Genomic DNA, 25188 nt, shown 5'->3' with positions numbered 1-25188 from the left:
GCACTCTCCGCCATCGCCTCCCGCTGCACCGTCCCCGTGAAGGTGGTGGTGGACCTGGAGTCGCGGCCCGCGCAGGCCATCGAGGGCATCGCGTACTTCACCGTCTCCGAGCTCCTCCAGAACGTCAGCAAGCACGCCCGGGCCACCCGTGCCTCGGTCGACGTGTGGCGGGCGGCGGACCGGCTGATGCTCCAGGTCACGGACGACGGGCGCGGCGGTGCCGGGGTGTCGACGGGCAGCGGTCTGGCCGGCCTGACGGAGCGGCTGGACGCGGTGGACGGCATCCTCGTCGTCGAGTCACCCGCCGGCGGTCCGACGACCGTCACAGCCGAGCTGCCCTGGCGAGGCTGAACCTCCGAAGCCGCAGTGCCCCGGCCGCCCTCACCCGGCGGCCGGGGCACTGCGGCGCGTCCGCCGGGGACGGAACCGCTGGTGCGGGCCCATACGGGCGCCGATGCTGGAATGCTGGACAGACACGCGCCCGCGCAGAGCGTCGGGCAGGAACACCGACAGTGGGGGACACAACGTCGTGGAGGAAAGAGTGCGGGTCGTCATCGCCGAGGACTCGGTGCTGCTCCGGGAGGGACTCACCCGGCTGCTGACCGACCTCGGGCACGATGTCGTCGCCGGGGTCGGGGACGCGGAGGCGCTGCTCAAGACGGTGAGCGACCTCGCGGGGCAGGACGCGCTGCCGGACGTGGTGGTCGCCGACGTGCGGATGCCGCCGACCCACACCGACGAAGGCGTACGGGCGGCGGTGCGGCTGCGCAAGGACTACCCGGACATCGGGGTGCTGGTGCTCTCGCAGTACGTCGAGGAGCAGTACGCCACCGAGCTGCTGGCCGGCAGCAGCCGTGGGGTGGGCTACCTCCTGAAGGACCGGGTCGCCGAGGTCCGGGAGTTCGTGGACGCCGTCGTGCGGGTGGCGAAGGGCGGGACCGCCCTGGACCCCGAGGTGGTGGCCCAGCTGCTGGGCCGCAGCCGCAAGCAGGACGTGCTGGCGGGGCTCACGCCGCGCGAGCGGGAGGTCCTCGGTCTGATGGCGGAGGGGCGTACGAATTCGGCCGTCGCCCGACAGCTGGTCGTCAGTGACGGAGCCGTGGAGAAGCACGTCAGCAACATCTTTCTGAAACTCGGCCTGTCACCCAGTGACGGGGATCACCGGCGTGTTCTCGCCGTTCTCACTTATCTGAACTCATGACAACGCGATGATCGACTCGCGATGATCTGGATGATCCGCCGGCGGGGTGGCGAAGGCTTCCCCGATGCCTAGGACGAAAGGATGAGAGCCGGACGGCTCGCCCAGTGACCGAAGGGTCCGGAAAAATATGGCAAAGCGTGACGCATTCATGTCCCGAAAACGCGTCCACCATATGACCGGTCCGAGGAAGGCGACCCTTACAGAAGTAGGGTGGGGCCTGGACCGCCGGCGGGTCGGCGGGTCCCGAGCCGCCGCCCCGAGGGAGGTCCAGTTCAGTGACCAGCCAGGTCAGTAGCCCAGCCGGAAAGTCCGATGAGGCCAGCGAGGCTGTCGTCGGGGAGCAGCGCGCCCCGCACATTGATCGTACGGGTGCCACCGAGAAGGAAATCCGCCGCCTGGACCGGGTGATCATCCGTTTCGCGGGTGACTCGGGCGACGGCATGCAGTTGACGGGTGACCGGTTCACGTCGGAGACCGCGTCGTTCGGCAACGACCTGTCCACGCTGCCCAACTTCCCGGCCGAGATCCGGGCGCCCGCAGGCACGCTGCCGGGTGTGTCCTCGTTCCAGCTGCATTTCGCGGACCACGACATCCTGACCCCGGGCGACGCGCCCAATGTGCTGGTCGCGATGAATCCCGCGGCGCTGAAGGCGAATATCGCCGATGTGCCGCGCGGGGCCGACATCATCGTGAACACGGACGAGTTCACGAAACGCCCGATGGCGAAAGTCGGTTACGCCGAATCGCCGCTCGAGGACGGTTCGCTCGATGCGTACAACGTGCATCCTGTGCCGTTGACGACCTTGACCATCGAGGCATTGAAGGAGTTCGGGCTTTCCCGTAAGGAGGCCGAGCGGTCGAAGAACATGTTCGCGCTCGGGCTGTTGTCCTGGATGTACAACCGTCCGACCGAGGGGACGGAGACATTCCTCCGGTCGAAGTTCGCCAGGAAGCCGGAGATCGCCGAGGCGAATGTGGCGGCTTTCCGCGCGGGCTGGAATTTCGGGGAGACGACGGAGGATTTCGCCGTCTCGTACGAGGTGGCTCCCGCGTCGCAGGCTTTCCCGACGGGCACGTACCGCAATATCTCGGGGAACCTGGCTTTGTCGTACGGGCTGATCGCGGCGGGCCGGCTGGCCGATCTGCCGGTGTATCTGGGGTCGTATCCGATCACTCCGGCGTCCGACATCCTGCACGAGCTCAGCAAGCACAAGAACTTCGGTGTGCGGACGTTCCAGGCGGAGGACGAGATCGCCGGGATCGGGGCGGCGCTCGGTGCGGCGTTCGGCGGATCCCTGGGGGTGACGACCACGTCGGGTCCGGGTGTGGCGCTGAAGTCGGAGACGATCGGTCTCGCGGTGTCGCTGGAGCTGCCGCTGCTGATCATCGACATCCAGCGCGGCGGCCCCTCGACGGGTCTGCCGACCAAGACCGAGCAGGCCGACCTGCTCCAGGCCATGTACGGGCGCAACGGTGAGGCGCCGGTCCCGATCGTGGCGCCGAGGACCCCGGCGGACTGCTTCGACGCGGCTCTGGACGCCGCCCGGATCGCGCTGACCTACCGGACCCCGGTGTTCCTGCTCTCGGACGGCTACCTGGCGAACGGCTCCGAGCCGTGGCGGATCCCGGAGATCGACAGCCTCCCGGATCTGCGGACACAGTTCGCGACCGGGCCGAACCACGAACTGGCCGACGGCACCGAGGTGTTCTGGCCGTACAAGCGCGACCCGGAGACGCTGGCCCGCCCCTGGGCGGTGCCCGGCACCCCCGGTCTGGAGCACCGGATCGGCGGGATCGAGAAGCAGGACGGCACGGGGAACATCTCGTACGACCCGGCCAACCACGACTTCATGGTCCGCACCCGGCAGGCGAAGGTCGACGGCATCCAGGTCCCCGACGTGGAGGTCGACGACCCGGCCGGCGCGACGACGCTGGTCCTGGGCTGGGGTTCGACGTACGGGCCGATCACGGCGGCCGTGCGCCGGCTCCGCGCGGCCGGGGAGACGATCGCGCAGGCCCATCTGCGCCATCTCAACCCGTTCCCGCGGAATCTCGGTGAGGTGCTGAGGCGTTACGACAAGGTCGTGGTCCCGGAGATGAACCTCGGGCAGCTGGCCCTGCTGCTGCGGGCCGAGTACCTCGTGGACGCCCGGAGTTACAACCAGGTCAACGGAATGCCCTTCAAGGCCGAGCAGCTCGCCACCGCCCTCAAGGAGGCCATCGATGCCTGACGCCAACGAACTCCTCCAGCTCGTCCCCAAGGCCGAGGGCAAGCAGTCCATGAAGGACTTCAAGTCCGACCAGGAGGTGCGCTGGTGCCCGGGCTGCGGTGACTACGCGGTCCTCGCGGCGGTGCAGGGCTTCATGCCCGAACTGGGGCTGGCCAAGGAGAACATCACGTTCGTCTCCGGCATCGGCTGCTCGTCCCGCTTCCCGTACTACATGAACACGTACGGGATGCACTCCATCCACGGCCGCGCCCCGTCCATCGCGACGGGCCTGGCCACCTCACGCCGCGATCTGTCCGTCTGGGTCGTCACCGGTGACGGCGACGCGCTGTCCATCGGCGGGAACCACCTGATCCACGCCCTGCGCCGCAACGTCAACCTCAAGATCCTGCTGTTCAACAACCGGATCTACGGGCTCACCAAGGGGCAGTACAGCCCGACCTCCGAGGTCGGCAAGATCACCAAGTCGACGCCGATGGGCTCGCTCGACGCCCCCTTCAACCCGGTCTCCCTCGCCCTGGGCGCCGAAGCCTCCTTCGTCGCCCGCACGGTGGACTCCGACCGCAAGCACCTCACGAGCGTGCTGCGCGCGGCCGCCGACCATCCGGGCACCGCGCTGGTGGAGATCTACCAGAACTGCAACATCTTCAACGACGGCGCCTTCGAGGTGCTCAAGGACAAGGAGCGGGCGGAGGAGGCGGTCATCCGCCTGGAGCACGGCCGGCCGATCCTGTTCGGCGCGGACAACTCCAAGGGGGTCGTGCGCGACGCGATCACGGGCGACCTGAGCGTCGTCGCCGTCACCGAGGAGAACCAGTCGCAGGTCCTCGTCCACGACGCCCACAACCCCAGCCCCACGACGGCGTTCGCGCTGTCCCGGCTGGCCGATGCCGACACCCTGCACCACACGCCCATCGGCGTGCTGCGCAGTGTGGAGCGCCCGGTGTACGACGCCCTCATGTCCGATCAGCTCGACGCCGCGATCGAGCAGCACGGCAAGGGTGATCTGAGCACGCTGCTGGCGGGCAGTGACACCTGGACCGTGGTCGGCTGAGCCGCCGTCACACCCGCACGCCGGGGCCCGGAGCCGACTGGTTCCGGGCCTCGTCGTATGCCCGGCGGGAGTCCTCCACCGTGTCCAGCCGCTGCTCCGCCCAGCGGGCCAGCGCCCAGACCTGGTCGGCGGCCTCCCTGCCGAGGGGGGTCAGCGAGTAGTCCACGCGGGGCGGGATCACCGGCTTCGCGTCCCGGTGCACGAACCCGTCGCGCTCCAGCGTCTGGAGGGTCTGGGCCAGCATCTTCTCGCTGACGCCGCCGACGGTGCGGCGCAGTTCGCTGAACCGGTACGAGCGCTCCAGCAGCGCGGCCAGCACGAGCACACCCCACCGGCTGGTGACGTGTTCGAGGACCAGCCGGGAGGGACAGTTCTGCTGGTTGACGTCCGGGCGGCGGCCGCCCACTTCGTCCAGGATACTTACGATCATACCAGTACCTTACTTCAAAGTGGGTACTTTCGCAGAGTTAGTACACCTCCTAGGGTGAGTCCTGTTCCACTCGCAGCATGATCAGCGCCCCCCAGGAGAGAACCCCATGAGCATCGTCGTCACGGGAGCCACCGGAGCCCTCGGCCGCCTCGTCATCGAGCAGCTGCTCGACGCGGTCCCGGCCGACCAGGTCGTCGCCGTCGTCCGCGACAAGGAGAAGGCCGCCCCGCTCGCCGCCCGCGGCGTCGAGCTCCGTGTCGCCGACTACGACCGCCCCGAGACGCTCGCCGGCACGTTCCGGTCCGGTGACCGCGTCCTGCTGATCTCGGGCAGCGAGGTCGGAAAGCGGGTCGCGCAGCACACCGCGGTGATCGACGCCGCGAACGAGGCCGGGGTCGCGCAGCTCGCGTACACCGGGATCCTGGGCGGCCCCGACGCCGACTTCCTGCTGGCCGAGGAGCACAAGGCCACCGAGCAGCTGATCCTCGACTCGGGACTCCCCCACACCTTCCTGCGCAACGGCTGGTACACCGAGAACTACACGGCGAACCTGGGCCCGGTCCTGGAGCACGGCGCCGTCATCGGCAACGCGGGTGACGGGCGCATCGCCTCCGCCACCCGGGCGGACTACGCAGCCGCGGCCGTCGCCGTCCTCACCGGCGAGGGCCACCTCGGCGCGGCGTACGAGCTGAGCGGTGACACCGCCTGGTCTCTGGACGAGTACGCGGCGACGGTCGCCGAGGCCACCGGCAAGGAGATCACGTACAACCGGGTCCCGGCCGCCGTGCACCAGGAGGTCCTCGTCGGGGCCGGGCTGCCCGAGTCCTTCGCCGCGATCCTCGTCGACGTCGACGAGGCCGTCGCACGCGGCCTGCTCGCCGGCACCAGCGGCGACCTGGCCCGCCTGATCGGCCGGCCGACCACCCCGCTGGCCGAGACGGTCGCCTCGGCGGTCGCCGCCGCCTGAGCGGGCACCCCTCGGCCCGTCACGACCGTTTCCATGAGACGGCAATGACAGGGGGCTCTTCCGGCGCTACCGTCGTGCAGTCGGCGGCTCGCCGTCGCAGAAGCCGCAGGAACGCCGGGAGGGCCCGTGAAGGGGAAGAACGAACAGCGGGCCGGCCTGCTGTACGGAATCGGCGCGTACGGGATGTGGGGCCTCGTGCCCCTGTTCTGGCCGCTGCTGGAACCGTCGGGGGCGGTGGAGATCCTCGCCCACCGGATGGTGTGGTCGCTGGGCGTCGTCGGCATCGCCCTGCTGTTCCTGCGCCGCTGGGCGTGGATCGGCGAGCTGATACGGCAGCCCCGCAGGCTGGGGCTGATCGCGCTCGCCGCGACGGTCATCTCGGTCAACTGGGGCCTCTACATCTGGTCCGTCAACAACGGGCATGTCGTCGAGGCGTCCCTCGGCTACTTCATCAACCCGCTGGTCACGATCGCCATGGGTGTCCTGCTGCTCGGTGAGCGGCTGAGGCCGGTGCAGTGGACGGCGGTGGCGACCGGCTTCGCGGCGGTGCTCGTGCTGGCGATCGGCTACGGGCAGCCGCCGTGGATCTCGCTGGTGCTGGCGTTCTCCTTCGCGACGTACGGCCTGGTGAAGAAGAAGGTCAACATGGGCGGCCTGGAGTCGCTGGCCGCCGAGACCGCCGTGCTGTTCCTGCCCGCGCTCGGGTTCCTGCTGTGGCTCGGGGCGAGCGGTGACGCCACGTTCCTGGCCGGGGGCGCGGGGCACGGGGCCCTGCTCGCCGCGACCGGGCTCGTCACGGCGATCCCGCTGGTCTGCTTCGGCGCCGCGGCGATCCGGGTGCCGCTCTCCGTCCTGGGGCTGCTGCAGTATCTGGCGCCGGTGTTCCAGTTCGCGCTCGGCATCCTCTACTTCCATGAGGAGATGCCGCCCGAGCGCTGGGCCGGCTTCGCCCTGGTCTGGGTGGCGCTGATGCTGCTGACCTGGGACGCGCTGCGGACGGCTCGGCGCACGAGGGCGGAGGCCCTGCGGCTGGCCGTACGGGCGGCGGAGGCGGGAGCGCCCGTCGGAACGGCTTCCGCTTCGGCGCCGGACGCGGACACTCCGGCCATCAAATAGTTACTCGGTTGCTTTTTTAACTCGGTTGCGTTCTCCTGGGGTGCCAGGAGACGCGACCGAGGAGCAGGCATGACCGACGTACTGATCGTGGGCGCGGGCCCGACCGGACTGACCCTGGCCTGCGATCTGGCCAGGCGCGGCATCGCCGTCCGGGTCGTGGACAAGGCGCCTCAGTACCCGCGCAGTTCGCGCGCCAAGGGCCCCGACCCCCGCTCCCTGGAGGTGCTGGAGGACCTGGGGGTGCTCGACGCGGTGCTGGCGGCGGGTTCGCCGCCGCTGCCGATGCGCAAGTACCGCGACGGTGTGCCGGTCGCCGACGCCGACCCGTACGCCGGTTCCTCGCCGACGCCGGACGCGCCGTACGACCGGGGGCAGCTGATCGCCCAGTGGCGGCTGGAGGAGATCCTGCGCGACCGTCTGGCCGGGTACGGCGTGGCGGTGGAGACGGGCACCGAGGTCCTGGGCCTCACCGACGACGGCGCCGCGGTGACCGTCACCTTCGCCGACGGATCCGTAGCCGGCGCGCGGTACGTGGTGGGCTGCGACGGCGCCCACAGCCGCGTACGGAAGCTGCTCGGCGTCCCGTTCGACGGGGAGACGGACGAGGAGCAGGCCATGGTCTGCGGCGACGTCGAGATCACCCCGGGCGTCCTGGACCGGGGCATCTGGCACCAGTGGTTCGACGAGGACGGCGCGGTCATGCTCTGCCCCATCCCCGGCACCCGGGCGGGCTGGTGGTTCCAGGCGGGCCCGGAGCGCGGCGCGGACGGCCGGCCGCTCGCCCCCACCCCCGAAGGTTTCCGGCGGCTCTTCGCCCGGCACACCCGGCTCCCGGCGGCGCACCTCACCGAGGCAACGCTGCTCTCGACGTACCGGGTCAACGTGCGTCTGGCGGAGCGCTACCGGGTGGGCCGGGTCCTGCTGGCCGGGGACGCCGCCCATGTGCACGCCATCGCGGGCGGGCTGGGCATGAACACCGGCATCCAGGACGCCTTCAACCTCGGCTGGAAGCTCGCCCAGGTGCTGCGCGGACGGGCGGGCACCGCGCTGCTGGACACCTACGAGGAGGAGCGGCTGCCGGTCGCGGCGCAGACGCTGGACCTCACCTCGGAGCGGCTGCGGGCCACGCTGGAGGCGATCAGGAAGCCGGGCGGCGGGCTGGACACCGCGGTCACCCCGTCGGCGGCCGGGCCCGGCCGCGGCTACCGGTGGAGCTCCCTGGCGCGGTCCGGCGACACCGGCCCCGTACGGTCGGGCGACCGCGCCCCGGACGCGCCCTGCGCGGAGGCGGCGACCGGTGCGCCCACCCGCCTGTTCCGCGCCTTCGCGGGCCCGCACATCACGGTGCTGGGCTTCGGGGCGGGCACGGAACGCGCACTGCGGGAGGCGGCCGCCGCGCACGGCGACGCGGTGCGGACCTTCCAGGTGTACGGGCCCGACGCCCCGGAACCCGGAACGGCGGCCGCCGCACAGGGCGCCCTGCACGACCGGGAGGGGCTCGCCCGTGCGGCGTACGGCGTCGACGGGGACACCGTCGTCGTGGTCCGGCCCGACAACCATGTGGGGCTGATCGCACACGCCGGTGACGGCGACGCGGTGCGGCGGTGTCTGGCGGTGCTGAACGGGCCGGTGGAAGCCGATCCGATGAGTACCGCAGGCATGGTGGACGGCACCCGCAAAGGCTGATTGAGTGCCCGGATGGGGACGATCCTGAAGGACATGAGGCACGTTCCGTGGCATGAGCTCCGCCATGCCCAGGGCTCCGCGTCCCAGGTCCCCGGGACGCTGTCACGGATCGCGTGGGGCGACAGCGAGTCGGCCGAGGACGCGCTGAGCGACCTGGGGCGGTGGATCGGCGCGATGGCCGCGTTCGACGCGACGGTCGCCACGGTGCCGTTCCTGTGGGAACTCGCCGCCATGGAGACCGTGAAGGACCGCGCCGGGGTGCTGGCGCTGCTGGGGACGATCCTGGCGCACGGTCACGCGCACCACCCGGAGTGGACCAGGGACGCGCACCGGGCGGTCCTGGCCGGCCGGGCGACGGCCGAGCGGCTGGCCGCGGACGCCGATCCGGCGGTGAGCGCGGCGGCCGGGAAACTGCTGGCCGCGTGCGGCGAACACGTCTGCGCGGCCTGCCCGCCGCGCTGAACCCGGAGGGCCGGCGTGACGGCTCTCCCCTCACTCCCCGGCGTCGCCGGGCCCGGCCGTCCGGGCGCGGTGCGCCCGTACCTTGTTGCGGTTCCCGCAGCGGCCCATCGCGCACCAGCGGCGCCGGCCGGGGCGTGAGGTGTCGACGAAGTGCAGGGCGCAGTTGTGGGCCTCGCAGACCCTGATCCGGTGGGCGTACGGCCCGGTGAACAGGTCCACCGCGTCCCGCGCGACCACCGACAGCATCGCGGTGCCTGTCGCTCCGGCCGCAGCCCAGGTCCGCTCCCCGCCGGGGGTCATGGCGGGCACCAGCGGGGTCCTGGCCGCCGCCTCGTTCACCACGTCCGTGTCGCCCGGCGCGAGCTCCTCGCCCCGGGCGCGGGCGATCGTCATCCGCCAGAGCGCGCCCCGCAGCTCACGGGCGCGGTCCAGATCCGCGGCGTCCACGGAGAGCCGGGGCCCGTCCGGCAGCCGGCTCTCCCCCGCCCACCGCAGCAGGTCGGCGGGTTCGCGCAGGGTCTCCAGGCTCCACGGCAGCCCGCCGGGATCGCTGGTGAGCAGCAGCTCCAGACAGAGGGCGCCCGGGTCGAAGCGGAAAGCACGGCCCCTGGGTGTACGAAGAATCAGTCCCGGTTCCGGCGTGCCCGTTGCCCCCTCATTCATGTAACCAGTATAAACGGTTTCCATGACTCTGCACTGGAAGCTCGTCATCGATGCCGGAGACCCGCACGCCCAGGCCGACTTCTGGGCCGAGGCCCTCGGTTACGTCGTGGAGGACAACAGCCCGCTGATCGTGGAACTGCTCGGCGCCGGGGCGGTGCCCGAGGCCCTCACGGTCGAGTCGCACGGGCGCCGCGCGTGGCGCGATCTCGCCGCGGTGCGGCACCCGGACGACCCGTACGACGAGAAGAGCGGCGCCGGACACGGCCGCAGGCTGCTCTTCCAGCGCGTACCGGAGGTCAAGACGGTGAAGAACCGCCTGCACCTGGACGTCCACGCGGCCCCCGGGCAGCGCGACGCGGAGGCGGAACGGCTGGTCCGGCTGGGCGCGAGCGCGCTGCGGACCGTCGAGGAGCCCGGCGGGACGTGGCACGTGCTCCTGGACCCGGAGGGCAACGAATTCTGCGTCCAGTGACGGGAGCCGACCGTCCGCGCAGGTCAGCGGCGTACGACGGAAAGGCGATCTCTCTAGGCTGACCCCATGGTCACGCCACCCGCCGCACACACCCTCGTCGCCACCGATCTGGACGGCACACTGCTGCGTTCCGACGACACCGTGAGCGCCCGCTCCCGCGCCGCTCTCGCCCGCGCCGCGTCGGCCGGCGCACAGCACCTGATCGTCACGGGCCGCGCGGTGCCCGGCATACGCGCCCTGCTCGCGGACCTCGGCTACGACGGGCTGGTGGTCTGCGGGCAGGGCGCGCAGGTCTACGACGCCGGGGCGGGCCGGATGGTGCGCTCGGTGACGCTGGACCGGGAGCTGGCCGACACCGCGCTCGGCAAGATCGAGGCCGAGGTGGGCCAGGTGTTCGCGGCGGTCGACCAGGACGGCGCCGACGGCCGGACCCTGATCGAGCCCGGCTACCGCATGCCGCACCCCTCGCTCCCCGCCCAGCGCGCCGGGCATCGGGCGGAGCTGTGGGCGGCGCCCGTCATCAAGGTCCTGATACGCCACCCGGAGCTGACGGACGACGAACTGGCGGGCGCGGCCCGTGGCGCGGTGGGCGATCTGGCGTCCGTCACGATGGCCGGCCCGGGCACGGTGGAGCTGGCGCCGTTCGGCGTGGACAAGGGCACCGGCATCGACCTGGCGGCGGGGCTGCTGGACCGCAATCCGGCCGGTGCGGTGGCGTTCGGCGACATGCCCAACGACCTGCCCATGTTCCGCCGCGCGGGCCACGGGGTGGCGATGGCGAACGCGCACGCGGAGCTGCGGGCCGCCGCCGACGAGATCACCCTCTCGAACGCGGACGACGGTGTCGCGGTGGTCCTGGAGCGGCTGTTCGCCTGAGCGCGGGGCACCGGCCTGAGCGACCCACGGGGCGGACGTCCGAAAAACATCTGCCAAAACTTCATGCACATGCATATGATGCGTACGCCGGTAAAAGCCGTATGCATTCAATTGGGGGCATGGCATGACCACGCGCAACTTCCTCTTCCTGCTCGGCAGCAGCCGCACCGGCGGCAACACCGAGACGCTGGCCAGGCTCGCGGCCGAGCAGCTCCCCGCCGGTACGGAGCAGCAGTGGCTGGATCTGCGGGAACTGCCGCTGCCCGACTTCGAGGACCGGCGGCACGCGGACGGCCACTACACCCCGACGGGCAACGCGGCGACGCTGCTTGAGGCCACGCTGGCCGCCACCGACGTGGTCATCGCCTCACCGCTGTACTGGTACGCGGTCTCCACCTCCACCAAGCGCTACCTGGACCACTGGTCGGGCTGGCTGGAGGCCCCGGGCGTCGACTTCAAGCAGCGGATGGCCGGGAAGACCCTGTGGGGCGTCACCGCGCTCGCGGACACCGAACCGGAGGTCGCCGACCCCCTGGCCGGAACCCTGCGGAACTCGGCGCGCTACCTCGGGATGCACTGGGGCGGGGTGCTGCTGGGCAACGGCACCAGGCCGGGCGACGTGCTGACCGACACCGGGGCGGCGGCCCGGGCGAAGGTCTTCTTCAGCTGACGCGCCCCTGACCGGGAGCGCGCCCCTGACCGGGGACGCGGCCGGGGCTGCCCTCCGGAGCGTCCGCCGGAGGGTCACCGGCGGTGAGGGACCGCAGGACGTGGGCCACCAGCGCGGCGACGGTCGACTCGTCCTGCGGCGGCTTGCGCAGCACATGGCGGTAGTAGACCGGGCCGTAGAGCAGCTCCACCGCGAGCGGCAGATCGGCGCCGGCCGGCACCTGCCCCTGCTCCTGCGCGCGCCGCAGGCGCTCCACGGCCGCCTCGAAGCGGGGGGTGACCAGCTGCTCACGGACCGCCCGGGCGAGCCCCTCGTCGTGATGCATCTCCGACAGGATCCCGGAGTAGGCCGGGCCGTACGGCGGTGTCGACAGCAGCCTCACCAGACCGTTGATGTGCGCCCGGAGGTCGGCGGCGATGTCACCCGTCTCCACGAACGGCGTGACACCCACGACCACCCGGGTGAAGGCCTCCAGTATCACGGCGACCTTCGACGGCCACCAGCGGTAGATCGTCTTCTTGCTCACGCCGGCCCGGGCCGCGATGGCCTCCACGGTGACCCGGCCGTACCCCTTCTCCGTGCACAGTTCCAGGGCAGCGTCCAGGGTCGCCCGTCGTGACCTCTCGCTACGACGCAGGGAACTCGGCGATGTGATCATTCGGTGAGCATAGGGGGATTCCGCCCACCGCTTATTGACAGGTCGTCGCCAAAAGTCGAACAATGACCAGGCTGGAAACGGAACGTACCGTGTCGTGACGTTCCGCGCAGCGCACCGTTCGTGCCGTTCGTGCCGCGACGAGCCGATCGGGGGACGGCTCGACCGGCCGACGGTACGGACGGACCGTGCCGGGCCCCTCGGACGCCGGCGTCCCTCGCACCGGAGAACGACGTCCCCCGTCTCAGACGGTGATGTCCTTCGTCGTGAAGCGCGCCCAGGCCGCGGAGCCGAACACCGCCGCGTACAGGGCCTGAAGGCCCAGGTTCCTGGCCACCTCGTCCCCGTACACCGGGTCGCGGAGCAGGTCCGTGAAGGACATCCAGTAGTGCGGGAAGAGATACGGGTGCACCGCGTCCAGCTGCGGCATCGCGTCCAGGATCTGCACGGTGATCAGCACCCCGACGGTGGCCGCCATCGCCGCGATCCCGCTGTCGGTGAGCGTCGAGACGAAGAGGCCCAGCGCCGCGAAGCCGGTGAGGGAGACCGCCACCGCGACCGCGATCAGCCCGGCCCTCACGAGTCCCTCGCCGAAGCCGATCCGGGTCCCCGAGATCGTCGTGACGTCACCGACGGGGAAGAGCAGCGCGCCGGCCGCGAGCGCGGATGCCGCCACGACCAGGGTGGCGACCAGGCAGAACACCAGCACGGACGCGTACTTCGCGAGCAGCAGCCGGGTGCGGCCCGCCGGGGCCACCAGCAGATAGCGCAGCGTGCCGCCGCTCGCCTCGCCCGCGACGGAGTCCCCCGCGATGACGCCGACGGCCATCGGGAGGAAGACGGGGAGCGTCGCGGAGAGGGCCGCGAAGACCAGGAACAGCCCGTTGTTGGTGACCTGGGAGAGGAAGGCGGGGCCGCCCCCGCCGCCGGGCCCGCCGCGCGCACCGTCGCCCGTCTCGATCCGGACGGCGATCCCGATGAGGACGGGCACGGCCGCGAGCACCCCGAGCAGGGACAGCGTGCGCCAGCGGCGGAAGGTGGTGGCCAGTTCGGAGCGGAGGATCCCGAGGCTCCACAGCGCGCGGCGCGGTGCGCGGGATACCGGGACCGCCGTGAGTTCAGCCTGCGACATCGAATCCCTCTCCGGTGAGTGCGACGAAGGCGTCCTCCAGCGAGGCACGTTCGACGCCGAAGGCCCGTACGCGTACACCGGCGCGCACCAGCGCCGCGTTGACGTCCCCGAGCTCCACCCCGGCCTGCGGTGCGTCGGTGCTCACCCGGTCCCCGTCGGTCACGAGGACCGTCGCCCCGTGTTCCGCGAGGACCCGGGCCGCGTCGGCGGGGTCGGGGGTGGTCACCGTGAGCCGTCCCCGGGCACCGGCGGAGAGCGCGGCGACCGGTCCCTGGACGAGGAGCCGGCCACGGGCCATCACCGCCGCGTGGGTGCAGACCTGTTCGATCTCGTCGAGCAGATGGGAGGAGAGGAAGACGGTGGTGCCCTCGCCCGCCAGCTCCCGGACCAGGGTGCGGATCTCGCGCATGCCCTGCGGGTCGAGGCCGTTGGTCGGCTCGTCCAGCACCAGCAGGCTGCGCGGCTGGAGGAGGGCGGCGGCCAGCCCGAGGCGCTGCTTCATCCCGAGCGAGTACGCCTTGGCCTTCCGGCCCGCCGCTGCGGCGAGCCCCACCCGGTCCAGGGCGTCCTCCACCCGTGCGCGCCGGGTGCGCGGATCGGCCGTCGGGTCGGCGGAGTCGAAGCGTACGAGGTTGTCGCGGCCGGTCAGGAACCCGTACAGCGCGGGTCCTTCGATGAGCGCGCCGACCTGCGGGAGCACCGTACGGGCGGCGGCGGGCATGGGGCGGCCGAGGACGTGCGCGGTGCCGGACGTCGGGTCGATGAGCCCCAGGAGCATCCGGATCGTGGTGGTCTTCCCGGAGCCGTTGGGGCCCAGGAAGCCGAAGACGCTTCCGGCCGGCACGGCGAGGTCGAGCCCGTCCACGGCCAACTGCCCGCCGCGGTAGCGCTTGGTGAGCCCTCGCGTCCGGATCACCGTGCCGGGCTCCGGTCCCGTGTCCGGCCCCGTGTCCGGCGCCGCTGCCGCGGCCGCTGTGTCGGTCATGCGCACTCCCGGTCCTCTCCCGCCGTCTCCGGCGCCCGCGCCCCGCAGCAACGGCTCCGCCCCGCCGTACGGAGCGTACGACGGGGCGGGGCGGACGGTGCGTCCTGACCGGGCGGTGTCGGCCGCCTTCACCGGCGGGGTCCGGCCGGTCGGTCCTACTTGGCGGTACCGGCCGCCTTCACCAGCGCGTCCTCGGTGACCGCGCCGACGTAGACCTTGCCGTCGTCGGTCAGCAGGGCGTTGACCAGGCGCGTCTTGAAGACCGTGCCCGAGCCGAAGTCACCGGTGACCTTGTCGCCGAGCGCGTCCAGGAACTGCTGCGCCTGGGCCGGTGCGTCGCCGGAGCCCTCGGTGGGCAGCCCCGCCCCGCCCGGGACCTCGATCCGCGCGACGGCGTTCCAGCCCTCGCCGATGACGTTGAGGCCCTTGAAGTCCTCCAGCGCGCCGAGGTCCTTCCGCGCCTTGTCCGCCGAGCCGCTCCTGCCCGCCTCGGCCTCCAGCTCGTCGGCCTCGGTCACCTCGGCGCCCTTGGGCGGGGTGAAGGAGAACGACGAGGCGTCGGGCTTGCCGAAGTCGACCTTCGTGAAGCCGGCGTCGACCGCGGCCTTGCCGCCGCTGCTCGGGGCCAGCGTGAACTTCAGCGGTACGCCGGTCGAGGCGTCGACCGCGACGGTGACGGAGCCGATCGTCGAACCGGACTGCTTGGGCTTGATCACGAGCTTGTAGGCGTCGCGTCCCGCCACCTGCGCCGTGCCGTCGACGGTGACCGACGTGGTGTCGCCGGCGGCGGCGAGTGCCTCCTCGGCGAGCTCCTTCGGGGTGGCCGGGACGCCCTTCGGGGCCTTGTGCTCCCCGGCCTTGCCGCTGCCGTCGGACTCCGCGTGGTAGACCTCGTTGCTCTCGCTGTCGTAGCCCCAGACGTCGTCGCCGTTGTGGACGAGGCTGTACTCGGAGCCGTCGCCGAGGATCGAGAGGCGCTGCTTGTCGGGGCCGTCGGCCGCGACGCGGAGCGTGTGCGTCCCGGACGCCAGCTCCATCAGCTTGGCGTCGGGGGACGCGCCCGACCCGCCCGATCCGGAGCCGGCGCCCGGTGCGAAGGAGCCGGCGAGCCCGCCGAGCGACGGGATGCCGAGGTCGGTGGTGACCTTCACCGTGCCGGAGAGCTGCTCCTGGTCCGACGCGGCGATCTTCTCGATGAGTTCCTGCGCGGTGATGTCCGGGAGCTCCGGGTCGCCGGAGTCCGCCAGTGCCGGGACGAGTCCGATCGTCGCCGCCGCCACGCCCGCCACCGCGAACGGGACGATGTAGCGTGCCGCCTTCCGACGGCCCACGACAGTGCCCGTGGCCTCGCCGTTGGTCTCTGCGCTGTCGTTCGGTGCCATGTGTGCTCTACCTCCGTGGTCGGCGGCTGCCATCCCGTTGCACGTCCACTCCCCGCCGCCATTCTCACCCGATGTGGTCAGGAGTGGTTGATATCCATCTGACCAAATCGGGCGGTGACAAGCGTCAGCCCACGGGAGCAACTGGGCGTACCTCTCCGGGATGACCCCGGGGGCGCACGGTCCGCCGGGCCCTTAGGGGTCAGCCCGCCCGGTGCACCACAGCGTCGCACAGCTCCTCGAGCGCGGCCTTCGCGTAGCACTCGGGCAGCGGTGCCAGCGTGGCCCGTGCCTCCTCGGCGTAGCGGACGGTGTCGCGGCGGGCCTGCTCCAGGGCCGGGTGGGCGCGCAGGGCACCCAGGGCCTCGGCGAGCCGGGCGTCGTCGGCGAGGTCGCCGTCGAGCAGCTCCACGAGCTCCTTGTCCTCCGGACGGCCCTCGGCCGCCGCCCGCGCGCGCAGGTGGAGGACCGGCAGGGTGGGGATGCCCTCGCGGAGGTCGGTGCCGGGCGTCTTGCCCGACTCGTGGGAGTCGGAGGCGATGTCCAGGACGTCGTCGGCGAGCTGGAAGGCGATGCCGAGCCGTTCGCCGTACTGGGTGAGGATGTCGACGACCGACTCGTCGGCCCCCGCCATCAGCGCGCCGAACCGGCCGGACACGGCGACCAGCGAGCCGGTCTTGCCGCCGAGCACGTCCATGTAGTGGTCGACGGGGTCGCGTCCGTCGCGCGGGCCCGCGGTCTCCAGGATCTGACCGGTGACCAGGCGCTCGAACGCCTCCGCCTGGATGCGGACGGCCTCCGGCCCGAGGTCGGCCAGGATGTGCGAGGCGCGGGCGAAGAGGAAGTCGCCCGTCAGGACGGCGACGGAGTTGCCCCAGCGGGTGTTGGCGCTGTCCACCCCGCGGCGTACGTCCGCCTCGTCCATCACGTCGTCGTGGTACAGCGTCGCCAGGTGCGTCAGCTCGACGACCACGGCCGAGGGGACGACGCCCGGCGCGTCGGGGTCACCGAACTGCGACGCGAGCATCACCAGCAGCGGCCGGAAGCGCTTGCCCCCCGCGCTGACGAGGTGCTGCGCGGCCTCCGTGATGAACGGGACCTCGCTTTTGGTGGCATCCAGCAGCCCCGCCTCGACAGCGGCCAAACCGGCCTGGACATCGGCCTCAAGAGCCTGGTCCCGCACGCTCAGTCCGAACGGCCCGACGACGGTCACGAGGGGATCTCCTGTCTGCTGACGATCACACGGAATGTCGATGTGTCGCTGTCCTCACTCAACTCAGCGTATCCGGTCCCCTTTGGATCACCGTGGGCGCCTTCCCGCCACCGCCGGTATGTTCGGCATCAGCTCATACGATCAGGAGTTGCCGCTTTGTCCCACGCCCCGGCCGGTACCGAACCGGCCCAGCCGCCGCCCGGAGACGATCACGCCTTCTTCGGCCAGCCACGGGGTCTGATGACCCTGTCCGGCCTGGAGGTCTGGGAGCGTTTCTCGTTCCTCGGGATGCAGGCGATCCTGGTCCTCTTCTTCGCCGACAAGGTCTCGAACGACGGCCTGGGCATGGACCCGGGCACCGCCGCGTCGGTCTCCGCCGCCTACGGCACGCTCGTCTATCTGGTGTCCGTCGCGGGCGGCTGGCTGGCCGACCGGATCCTCGGCTCGTACCGCGCCGTCCTGTACGGCGGCATCCTCATCGCCTGCGGCCACTACGCCATGGCGGTGCCGACCGCCACGATGACCTGGGTGGGCCTCGGCCTGATCAGCGCGGGAACGGGACTGCTCAAGCCCAATGTCGCCTCGATGGTCGGCAAGCTCTACCGCACGGAGGACCAGCGCCGCGACGCCGGCTTCGCGCTCTACTACATGGGCATCAACATCGGTGCCTTCGCCGGTCCGCTGGTCACCGGCTGGCTCGGTGACCACGCGGGCTGGCACTGGGGCTTCTCGGCCGCCGCGTTCGGTATGACGCTCGGCCTGATCCAGTACGTCGCGGGCCGGCGTCACCTGGCCGGGCGAAAGCACACGGCGGAGTACGCGCTCGCGCCCGGCCCGATGCGCCGCGCCGTCCTGGTGATCGTGGGCGGCATCGTGGTGGCCGCCCTGGTGGCGACGGCCCTGGCACTGGCCGGCTGGCTCACGATGGACCGTTTCGTCGACCTGCTCACCCTCGTCTCGGTGATCGCGCCGGTCGTGTACTTCGCCGTGATGTTCAGGAGCCCCCGGGTCACCCCGGAGGAGCGCGGCAGGCTCCGGCCGTACGTCGTGCTGTTCCTGGCCTCCGTCGTCTTCAACTTCATCCTCTTCCAGGCGTACTCGACGATGATGCTGCTGGCCTCGACGAACGCCCGTACGGAGATCTTCGGCTTCCACTTCCCGGCGAGCTGGTACGCCTCCGCGCTGGGCGCCTTCGAGGTCGCGCTGGCGCCCGTGGTGGCCGCGGTCTGGGTCCGGATGGGGCCGCGCCAGCCCCATGTCTCCAACAAGATCGCGATCGGGGTGATCCTCGGCGGCCTCTCCTTCCTGCTGATGGTGATTCCCACCTCGGGCCACTCCGGCGAGACGTACCGGATGGCCGCCTGGTGGATCGTCGGCTCCTATCTGCTGCTCGGTCTCGGCGACATCCTGCTGGAGACCTCCGGCATGTCGGCCACCACCAAGCTCGCCCCCCAGGCCTTCGCCAGCCAGACGATGGCGCTGTGGTTCCTGTCGCTGGCCCTGGCCAACGGCATCCAGGCACAGATCGTGAAGCTCTACGGCGAGGTCTCCAACCCCGCCTACTTCGGTGTCAATGGCGCTATCGCGGTGGCGGCCGGTGTGGCCGTCATCGCCGCCGCTCCCTGGCTCAAGCGCACCATGCACCCCGTCCACTGAGGTACCGCCATGCACATCCGCACCGATTTCCCGTACGAGACCACCCACGAGGACCTCTACATCCCGCTGGCGGACGGCACCGAGCTGTACGCCCGGATCTGGCGGCCGGTCACCGACGAACCGGTGCCGGCGCTGCTGGAGTACCTGCCCTACCGGCTCAGCGACTGGACGGCGCCGCGCGACTGGCAGCGCCACCCCTGGTACGCGGGCCACGGTTACGCCTCCGTACGCGTCGATGTCCGCGGGCACGGCAACAGCGAGGGCATGCCGGGCGACGAGTACGACGCGCAGGAGCTCGCCGACGGGGTCGCGGTCGTGCACTGGCTGGCGCAGCAGGAGTGGTGCTCGGGCCGGGTCGGCATGTTCGGCATCTCCTGGGGCGGCTTCAACTCGCTCCAGATCGCGGCGCTCGCCCCGGAGCCGCTGAAGGCGATCGTCACCGTGTGCTCGGCCGACGACCGCTACGACAACGACGTCCACTACATGGGCGGATCCGTCCTCGGTGTGGACATGCACGCCTGGGCCTCCACCATGCTGGCGTTCGTCTGCCGGCCCCCGGACCCGGCGGACGTCGGTGACGACTGGCGGGAGATGTGGCTGCGGCGGCTGGAGAAGGTGGAGCCGTTCATCCACACGTGGCTGGCGCACCAGACCCGCGACGACTACTGGAAGCACGGCAGCGTCTGCGAGGACTACGGCGCCGTCAAGGCGAAGGTCCTGGCGGTGGGCGGCTGGCACGACCCGTACCGCGACACGGTGCTGCGGCTGGTCGAGCATCTGGACCCGGGGCAGGTGCGCGGGCTGATCGGCCCCTGGTCGCACCAGTACCCGGACCGCGGGCTGCCGCCGGGGCCGGCGATCGGCTTCCTCCAGGAGACGCTGCGCTGGTGGGACCAGCACCTGAAGGACAAGGACACCGGGGTGATGAACGAGCCCCTGCTGCGGTCCTGGATCACCGGCTCGCACCCCCCTGCCACGGTCTACGAGACGCTGCCCGGCCGCTGGGTCGGTGACGCGTCCTGGCCGTCGGAGAACGTCGCCGCGGTCACGTACGCCCTGGGGGGCGGGTCGCAGATCGTCCGTTCGCCGCAGCAGACGGGGCTCGACGCGGGCCGCTTCTTCCCGTTCGGCAACGACGCCGACCTGCCGCCCGACCAGCGGGACGAGGACGCCAAGTCGGTGTGCTTCGAGTTCCCCGTCGAGGACGCGCCGATCGAGATCCTCGGCCGCCCCGGGGTGACGCTCCTGCTCCGGATGGACGTACCGCGCGGCCAGGTGATCGCCCGGCTCTGCGATGTGGCCCCGGACGGGGCCTCCACCCTGGTGACCCGTGGGGCCCTCAACCTGGCCACCCGTCACGGGCGCGACCGGGCGGAGGACTGGCCCGTCGGGGAGGCCGAGTACGTGACCTTCGAGCTGAACGGCATCGGGCACACCTTCCCGCCCGGCCACCGGATCAGGATCGCCCTCTCGTCCTCGTACTGGCCGTGGATCTGGCCCCAGGCCGGTTCGGCGGGCTTCACGCTGGAGGCGGAGGGCAGCCTCGTCGAGCTTCCGGTGCGCAGGCACACCGAGGACCCGGGCATCACCTTCGGCGAACCGGAGCAGGCCGAGCCGCTCGGCGTCGCCTACCCGGTCACGCTCGACGAGCAGCGCCCCGAGCGCCTGGTGGTCCGGGACGTCGCCAAGGGCGAGTGGCGGCTGGAGGTCGATCCGCGCTACGGCGGCACGCGGGTCTACCCCGACGGGCTGGAGTTCACCGAGGACGCCCTGGAGACGTACACGATCCAGGAGGACGACCCGCTCTCGGCGAGAGCCCGTTCGGACTGGACGATCAGGCTGCACCGGCCCGAGATGTCCTGGGACGTACGGATCGAGACGCGTTCGGAGACGAGCGCGGACGCGGACGACTTCATCACGTCCAACGAGGTCGTGTGCCGGGACGGCGAGGAGATCGTCTTCCACCGGACCTGGGAGAAGAGGATCCCCCGCACGGCGGGCTGACCAGGGTTATCGCGTAACTTTCCGGGCATTACGCCTACTTGAGGCACTGCCGCCGACCGGCGACGCCGACGTACCGTGTTCCTCAAGCGACTGGAAAGGGGCAGCGACAGATGCCCGAGCAGAGCAGCCCGCTCGACCTGGCCGAGGGCGATCCCTTCGGTCCGCACAACCTTCCGTACGGCGTGTTCTCCACCCCCGGACACCCCGAGGACCGAAGGATCGGAGTCCGTGTAGGAAAACACGTGCTGGACGCGGGGGCGGCGGCCCACGCGCTCGGCTCGCCGTACGCCAGACTGCTCGCGCAGCCGAGCCTGACGCCGCTGCTGGCGGCGGGGCGCACCGCGTGGCGTGACGTGCGGCGGGCCCTGACGGCGTGGGTGACGGTGCCGTCCCACCGGCCGGACCTGGAGCCGCTGCTGTATCCGCTCGACGAGGTGACCCTGCACCTGCCGTACGAGGTCGCGGACTACGTCGACTTCTACGCCAGCGAGCACCACGCGACCAACGTGGGCAGGATCTTCCGTCCGGACGGCGCGGCGCTCACGCCCAACTGGAAGCACCTGCCGATCGGTTACCACGGGCGGGCCGGCACGGTCGTCGTCTCCGGCACGGACGTGGTGCGCCCCTCCGGGCAGCGCAAGGCGCCGTCCGACCCCGTCCCGGTGTTCGGGCCGTCGGTGAAGCTGGACATCGAGGCCGAGGTCGGCTTCGTCGTCGGCGTCCCCTCGGAGCAGGGCTCCCCGGTGGCGCTCGGCGACTTCCGCGACCATGTCTTCGGGCTGTCCCTGCTGAACGACTGGTCGGCGCGGGACATCCAGGCCTGGGAGTACGTGCCGCTGGGCCCGTTCCTCGGCAAGTCCTTCGCCACCTCCGTGTCGGCGTGGGTGACCCCGCTGGAGGCCCTGGACGCGGCCCGCACGGCGCCGCCCGCGCGGGACGCCGAGCTGCTCCCGTATCTGGAGGACGCGGACGACGAGGAGCCGGGCGGCTTCGACATCCGGATCTCGGTGGAGATCAACGGCCAGGCCGTCTCGGAGCCGCCGTTCGCCTCCATGTACTGGACGGCGGCGCAGCAGCTGGCGCAGATGACCGTGAACGGCGCCTCGCTGCGCACGGGCGACCTGTACGGCTCCGGCACGGTCAGCGGCGCGGAGCCCGGCCAGCGCGGCTCCCTGCTCGAACTCACCTGGAACGGCCGCGATCCGCTGGACCTGCCCGAGGGCAAGCGGACGTTCCTGGAGGACGGCGACACCGTCACCCTGACCGCCTGGGCGCCCGGCCCGCACGGCACCAGGGTCGGCCTCGGCGAGGTCACCGGCCGGATCGTCCCGGCGCCGTGAGCGGGGCCGCGCTCACGCTCCCCGAGGAGCTGCTGCTGCTCGCCCTCGATCCCGTACGCGGCAAGCCGTACTGCCGGGGCCGGTTCCTGGAGTACGGGATCGCGGGGGCGGCCCTGGCGGAGCTGGAGCTCCAGGGGTGGATAGCCGAGGAGCGCGGCCGGGTGGTGGTCGTGAAGCCGCTGGACCCGCCGGACCCGCTGCTGGCGGTGTTCCTGCGGAGCCTTCCGCCGGCGGGCAAGGGCAGATCCGGGTCGGGGGTCCCGGCCCGGCGGTGGGTGCGGCGGTCCGCGCGGCAGGCGGAGGGGCTGTATCTGGACGCCCTGGTGGAGCGCGGTGTCCTGCGCAGGGAGACCCGCCGCTTCCTCGGCCTGTTCCCGTACCACCGCCACCCGGCGGGCGCCGCGTCCCCGGCGCAGGAGGTGCGGCAGCGGTTCGAGGCGTCCCGTGCGGCGGGCCGTCCGGACCCGCGGGGCCGGATGCTCGCGGCGCTGGCGGCGGCGGTGGAGCTGCCGTCGGTGGTGCGGCAGGGCGACCGCCGCACGCGGAGGGCGGCGAGGGCCCTGGCCCGTGAGGAGTGGCCGGCGCTGGCCGTGCACCGCAATGTGCGCCAGGACAAGGCGGCACAGGCCGGGGGCGGCGACGGGGGTGCCGGGAGCTGAGTCCCCTGGCGTCCGAGGCCGCCGGGCGTCCGAGGGGCGGTCGTCCCGGTGGCAGATCTTCGTCGCCCGGACGGAACGCCCCTGGTCACAGCGGTGGGCGCGGCCGCCTCAGGTGGCGCAACACTGCGGCAACACCATCGCGCGGACCCCGTCGGTATGGTCCAGCGCATGCCAGCCGAACGCACCCGTGAGCACACCGTGCCCGTCGCCGCCGCCCGCCGGCGCCGGCTGCGCGCGGACCATGCCCGGCTGCTCGCCGACCTGCTGCGCCACCAGGTGCGCGTCTCGCGCCGCCGGGCGGCGAAGCCGGAATAGACCCGGCCCCCCGCTCAGTCGAACTCCGGCGGCTCCTCGTCCCAGCCGAACTCCGGGTCCGCGTCCTGGACCGGGGTCCGGGCGGGCGGCATCGGTGCGGGGGACGCCTCGGGCCTCGGCTCCGGCTTCGGGGCGGACGCCTGGGGCTGCGGCTCCGGAGCGGCGTCCGGGGCCGTGTCTCCCAGCCCTGCCAGCACCTCCAGCACCCCCTCGCCGTACGTCGCGAGCTTCTTCTCGCCGAGCCCGCTGACCCCGCCCAGCTCCGCCAGGGTCGCCGGGCGCAGCGCGGCGATCTCCCGCAGCGTCGCGTCGTGGAAGATCACGTACGCCGGGAGGCCCAGCTCCTTGGCCGTGGCGCCGCGCCAGGCGCGCAGCGCCTCGAAGACCGGGACGGCCTCGGCGGGGAGGTCGGCCACCGCGGCGGCCGACTTGGCCTTGCGCTCGCCCGACCCGCCGGACCGCGTCGTCGGCCGCTTCGGCTCCTTGCGCAGCAGCACCTCGCGCTCCCGGCCGAGCACGGAACCGCTCTCCTCGGTCAGCACCAGCGTGCCGTACTCGCCCTCGACGGCCAGCAGCCCCTGCGCCAGCAGCTGGCGCACCACGCCCCGCCACTCCGCCTCGGCCAGCTCCTCGCCGATGCCGAAGACCGAGAGCTGGTCGTGGTCGAACTGGATGACCTTCGCCGTCCGGCGGCCCAGCAGGATGTCGATGATCTGGCCGGCCCCGAACTTCTGGTTCCGCTCGCGCTTCAGCCGGACCACGGTGGACAGCAGCTTCTGGGCGACGACCGTGCCGTCCCAGGTCTCGGGCGGGCTCAGGCAGGTGTCGCAGTTCCCGCAGGTCTGCTCGCCGGGCTCCTGGCCGAAGTACGTCAGGAGCTGGGCCCGGCGGCACTGGACGGTCTCGCAGAGCGCCAGCATCGAGTCGAGGTGCGAGGCGGCCCGGCGCCGGAACGCCTCGTCCCCCTCGCCGCCCTGGATCAGCTTGCGCTGCTGGACGACGTCCTGGAGTCCGTACGCCATCCAGGCCGTGGACGGTGCCCCGTCACGCCCGGCGCGGCCCGTCTCCTGGTAGTACCCCTCGACGGACTTGGGGAGGTCCAGGTGGGCGACGAAGCGCACGTCCGGCTTGTCGATGCCCATGCCGAAGGCGATCGTCGCGACGACGACCAGGCCCTCCTCGCGCAGGAACCGCGACTGGTGGGCGGCGCGCGTGGAGGCGTCCAGCCCCGCGTGGTACGGCACGGCCTCGATGCCGTTGCGGCAGAGGTACTCGGCGGTCTTCTCCGTGGAGTTGCGCGAGAGGCAGTAGACGATCCCGGCGTCCCCCGCGTGCTCCTCCTTGAGGAAGGTCAGCAGCTGCTTCTTCGGGTCGGACTTCCCCACGATGCGGTACTGGATGTTCGGCCGGTCGAAGCTGGCCACGAAGTGACGGGCCTCGGGCATGCCCAGGCGCTGGGTGATCTCCTGGTGCGTGGCGTCGGTCGCCGTGGCCGTCAGCGCGATGCGGGGGACGCCGGGCCAGCGCTCGCCCAGCACCGACAGGGCCAGGTAGTCGGGGCGGAAGTCGTGGCCCCACTGGGCGACGCAGTGCGCCTCGTCGATGGCGAAGACGGAGATCTCCCCGCGGGCCAGCAGCGAGAGCGTGGAGTCGAGGCGCAGCCGCTCGGGGGCCAGATACAGCACGTCGAGCTCACCGGCGAGGAACTGGGCCTCCATCGAGCGGCGCTCGTCGAAGTCCTGCGTGGAGTTCATGAAGCCGGCGCGGACACCGAGGGCGCGCAGGGCGTCCACCTGGTCCTGCATGAGCGCGATCAGCGGGGAGATCACGACGCCGGTACCGGGCCTGACCAGGGCGGGGATCTGGTAGCAGAGGGACTTGCCGCCGCCGGTGGGCATGAGCACGACGGCGTCGCCGCCGTCGACGACATGGTCGATCACCGCGCCCTGCTCGCCGCGGAACGCCTCGTACCCGAACACCCGGTGCAGTGTCTGCTGCGCCGCACTCTCGGTCGTCACACTCATG

General features: G+C 71.8%; 23 protein-coding genes and 1 pseudogene. 16 read left to right on the top strand and 8 right to left on the bottom strand.

The features are described from left to right. From JKV81_RS25745 to JKV81_RS25730, 4 genes are all read left to right on the top strand, one after another. The coding region (locus tag JKV81_RS25745) for a sensor histidine kinase (RefSeq protein WP_372444250.1) at positions 1-351 on the top strand (351 nt) is incomplete at its 5' end. Positions 352-541: 190 nt separating this feature from the next. Then, positions 542-1201, top strand: coding sequence for a response regulator transcription factor (locus JKV81_RS25740; protein ID WP_129267094.1), 660 nt, complete (start codon positions 542-544; stop codon positions 1199-1201). Between the two features lie 275 nt (positions 1202-1476). Further along, positions 1477-3432: a 2-oxoacid:acceptor oxidoreductase subunit alpha gene (locus tag JKV81_RS25735; protein ID WP_129265041.1), complete on the top strand. Its 1956-nt coding sequence runs from the start codon at positions 1477-1479 to the stop codon at positions 3430-3432. After that, the gene (locus tag JKV81_RS25730; protein ID WP_129265040.1) at positions 3425-4483 is read left to right on the top strand and encodes a 2-oxoacid:ferredoxin oxidoreductase subunit beta; all 1059 of its coding nucleotides are present in this window, start codon (positions 3425-3427) and stop codon (positions 4481-4483) included. The genes JKV81_RS25735 and JKV81_RS25730 overlap by 8 nt, the downstream gene beginning before the upstream one ends. Positions 4484-4490: 7 nt before the next feature. On the opposite strand, the gene JKV81_RS25725 is transcribed toward JKV81_RS25730, so the two are convergent. Then, the gene (locus tag JKV81_RS25725; RefSeq protein ID WP_129265039.1) at positions 4491-4913 is read right to left on the bottom strand and encodes a winged helix-turn-helix transcriptional regulator; all 423 of its coding nucleotides are present in this window, start codon (positions 4911-4913) and stop codon (positions 4491-4493) included. A 106-nt stretch (positions 4914-5019) separates the two neighbouring features. Between JKV81_RS25725 and JKV81_RS25720 the strand changes: the two genes are divergently transcribed. The 4 genes from JKV81_RS25720 to JKV81_RS25705 all read left to right on the top strand — a co-directional run bounded on the left by JKV81_RS25720 (position 5020) and on the right by JKV81_RS25705 (position 9144). Next, positions 5020-5880 carry an SDR family oxidoreductase gene (locus JKV81_RS25720; protein ID WP_129265038.1) on the top strand — a complete coding sequence of 287 codons (861 nt, stop codon included), beginning with the start codon at positions 5020-5022 and terminating at the stop codon, positions 5878-5880. Positions 5881-6006: 126 nt separating this feature from the next. Continuing rightward, entirely contained in the window at positions 6007-6996 is a 990-nt protein-coding gene (gene rarD / locus JKV81_RS25715) for an EamA family transporter RarD (RefSeq protein WP_202078023.1), read from the top strand. A gap of 69 nt (positions 6997-7065) precedes the next feature. Further along, positions 7066-8682 carry an FAD-dependent oxidoreductase gene (locus JKV81_RS25710; protein WP_202078021.1) on the top strand — a complete coding sequence of 539 codons (1617 nt, stop codon included), beginning with the start codon at positions 7066-7068 and terminating at the stop codon, positions 8680-8682. A 12-nt stretch (positions 8683-8694) separates the two neighbouring features. After that, positions 8695-9144: a hypothetical protein gene (locus JKV81_RS25705; protein ID WP_202078019.1), complete on the top strand. Its 450-nt coding sequence runs from the start codon at positions 8695-8697 to the stop codon at positions 9142-9144. 30 nt (positions 9145-9174) lie between these two features. Here JKV81_RS25705 and JKV81_RS25700 read toward each other — a convergent pair whose 3' ends face one another. Continuing rightward, positions 9175-9807, bottom strand: a complete 633-nt coding sequence (locus JKV81_RS25700) for a CGNR zinc finger domain-containing protein (RefSeq protein ID WP_202078017.1) — start codon at positions 9805-9807, stop codon at positions 9175-9177. Between the two features lie 22 nt (positions 9808-9829). Between JKV81_RS25700 and JKV81_RS25695 the strand changes: the two genes are divergently transcribed. The 3 genes from JKV81_RS25695 to JKV81_RS25685 all read left to right on the top strand — a co-directional run bounded on the left by JKV81_RS25695 (position 9830) and on the right by JKV81_RS25685 (position 11825). After that, a complete protein-coding gene (locus tag JKV81_RS25695; RefSeq protein WP_202078015.1) occupies positions 9830-10279 on the top strand; it encodes a VOC family protein in 450 nt (149 codons plus the stop codon). A gap of 66 nt (positions 10280-10345) precedes the next feature. Then, positions 10346-11155, top strand: a complete 810-nt coding sequence (locus JKV81_RS25690; protein WP_202078013.1) for an HAD-IIB family hydrolase — start codon at positions 10346-10348, stop codon at positions 11153-11155. 124 nt (positions 11156-11279) lie between these two features. Further along, positions 11280-11825 carry a flavodoxin family protein gene (locus JKV81_RS25685; RefSeq protein WP_202078011.1) on the top strand — a complete coding sequence of 182 codons (546 nt, stop codon included), beginning with the start codon at positions 11280-11282 and terminating at the stop codon, positions 11823-11825. Here the strand turns inward: JKV81_RS25685 and JKV81_RS25680 are convergent. From JKV81_RS25680 to JKV81_RS25660, 5 genes are all read right to left on the bottom strand, one after another. After that, the gene (locus tag JKV81_RS25680) at positions 11818-12483 is read right to left on the bottom strand and encodes a TetR/AcrR family transcriptional regulator (protein WP_202078009.1); all 666 of its coding nucleotides are present in this window, start codon (positions 12481-12483) and stop codon (positions 11818-11820) included. The two genes, JKV81_RS25685 and JKV81_RS25680, sit on opposite strands and share 8 nt — an antisense overlap. A gap of 241 nt (positions 12484-12724) precedes the next feature. Next, complete coding sequence (locus JKV81_RS25675; RefSeq protein ID WP_129265030.1) at positions 12725-13612, bottom strand: ABC transporter permease; 888 nt, start codon at positions 13610-13612, stop codon at positions 12725-12727. Continuing rightward, positions 13599-14597 carry an ABC transporter ATP-binding protein gene (locus tag JKV81_RS25670; RefSeq protein ID WP_202078006.1) on the bottom strand — a complete coding sequence of 333 codons (999 nt, stop codon included), beginning with the start codon at positions 14595-14597 and terminating at the stop codon, positions 13599-13601. Before JKV81_RS25670 ends, JKV81_RS25675 begins: the two co-directional genes overlap by 14 nt. Positions 14598-14752: 155 nt before the next feature. Then, positions 14753-15979, bottom strand: coding sequence for a LolA family protein (locus tag JKV81_RS25665; RefSeq protein WP_202078004.1), 1227 nt, complete (start codon positions 15977-15979; stop codon positions 14753-14755). A 199-nt stretch (positions 15980-16178) separates the two neighbouring features. Then, entirely contained in the window at positions 16179-17189 is a 1011-nt protein-coding gene (locus tag JKV81_RS25660; protein ID WP_129265027.1) for a polyprenyl synthetase family protein, read from the bottom strand. A gap of 156 nt (positions 17190-17345) precedes the next feature. Between JKV81_RS25660 and JKV81_RS25655 the strand changes: the two genes are divergently transcribed. The 5 genes and pseudogenes from JKV81_RS25655 to JKV81_RS25635 all read left to right on the top strand — a co-directional run. Then, positions 17346-18845 carry a peptide MFS transporter gene (locus JKV81_RS25655; protein WP_129265026.1) on the top strand — a complete coding sequence of 500 codons (1500 nt, stop codon included), beginning with the start codon at positions 17346-17348 and terminating at the stop codon, positions 18843-18845. A 9-nt stretch (positions 18846-18854) separates the two neighbouring features. Then, positions 18855-20849 (top strand): CocE/NonD family hydrolase, encoded by a 1995-nt coding sequence (locus tag JKV81_RS25650; protein ID WP_129265025.1) that lies wholly within the window; start codon positions 18855-18857, stop codon positions 20847-20849. Positions 20850-20959: 110 nt separating this feature from the next. Beyond that, positions 20960-22189: a fumarylacetoacetase gene (gene fahA, locus JKV81_RS25645; protein WP_202078002.1), complete on the top strand. Its 1230-nt coding sequence runs from the start codon at positions 20960-20962 to the stop codon at positions 22187-22189. Further along, positions 22186-22848 (top strand): GOLPH3/VPS74 family protein, encoded by a 663-nt coding sequence (locus JKV81_RS25640; RefSeq protein WP_129265023.1) that lies wholly within the window; start codon positions 22186-22188, stop codon positions 22846-22848. The genes fahA and JKV81_RS25640 overlap by 4 nt, the downstream gene beginning before the upstream one ends. Positions 22849-23004: 156 nt before the next feature. Further along, positions 23005-23130 (top strand): annotated as a pseudogene (locus JKV81_RS25635) (GntR family transcriptional regulator); the annotation flags it as partial. Between the two features lie 47 nt (positions 23131-23177). On the opposite strand, the gene recQ reads toward JKV81_RS25635, so the two are convergent. Next, positions 23178-25187, bottom strand: a complete 2010-nt coding sequence (gene recQ, locus JKV81_RS25630) for a DNA helicase RecQ (RefSeq protein WP_202078000.1) — start codon at positions 25185-25187, stop codon at positions 23178-23180. Position 25188 lies beyond the last annotated feature (1 nt).

It is taken from the genome of Streptomyces silvae (assembly GCF_016745505.1).
In the GTDB taxonomy this organism is placed as follows: domain Bacteria; phylum Actinomycetota; class Actinomycetes; order Streptomycetales; family Streptomycetaceae; genus Streptomyces; species Streptomyces silvae.
The sequence above is the reverse complement of the archived record's forward strand: the minus strand, read 5'-3'. Positions and strand labels throughout refer to the sequence as shown.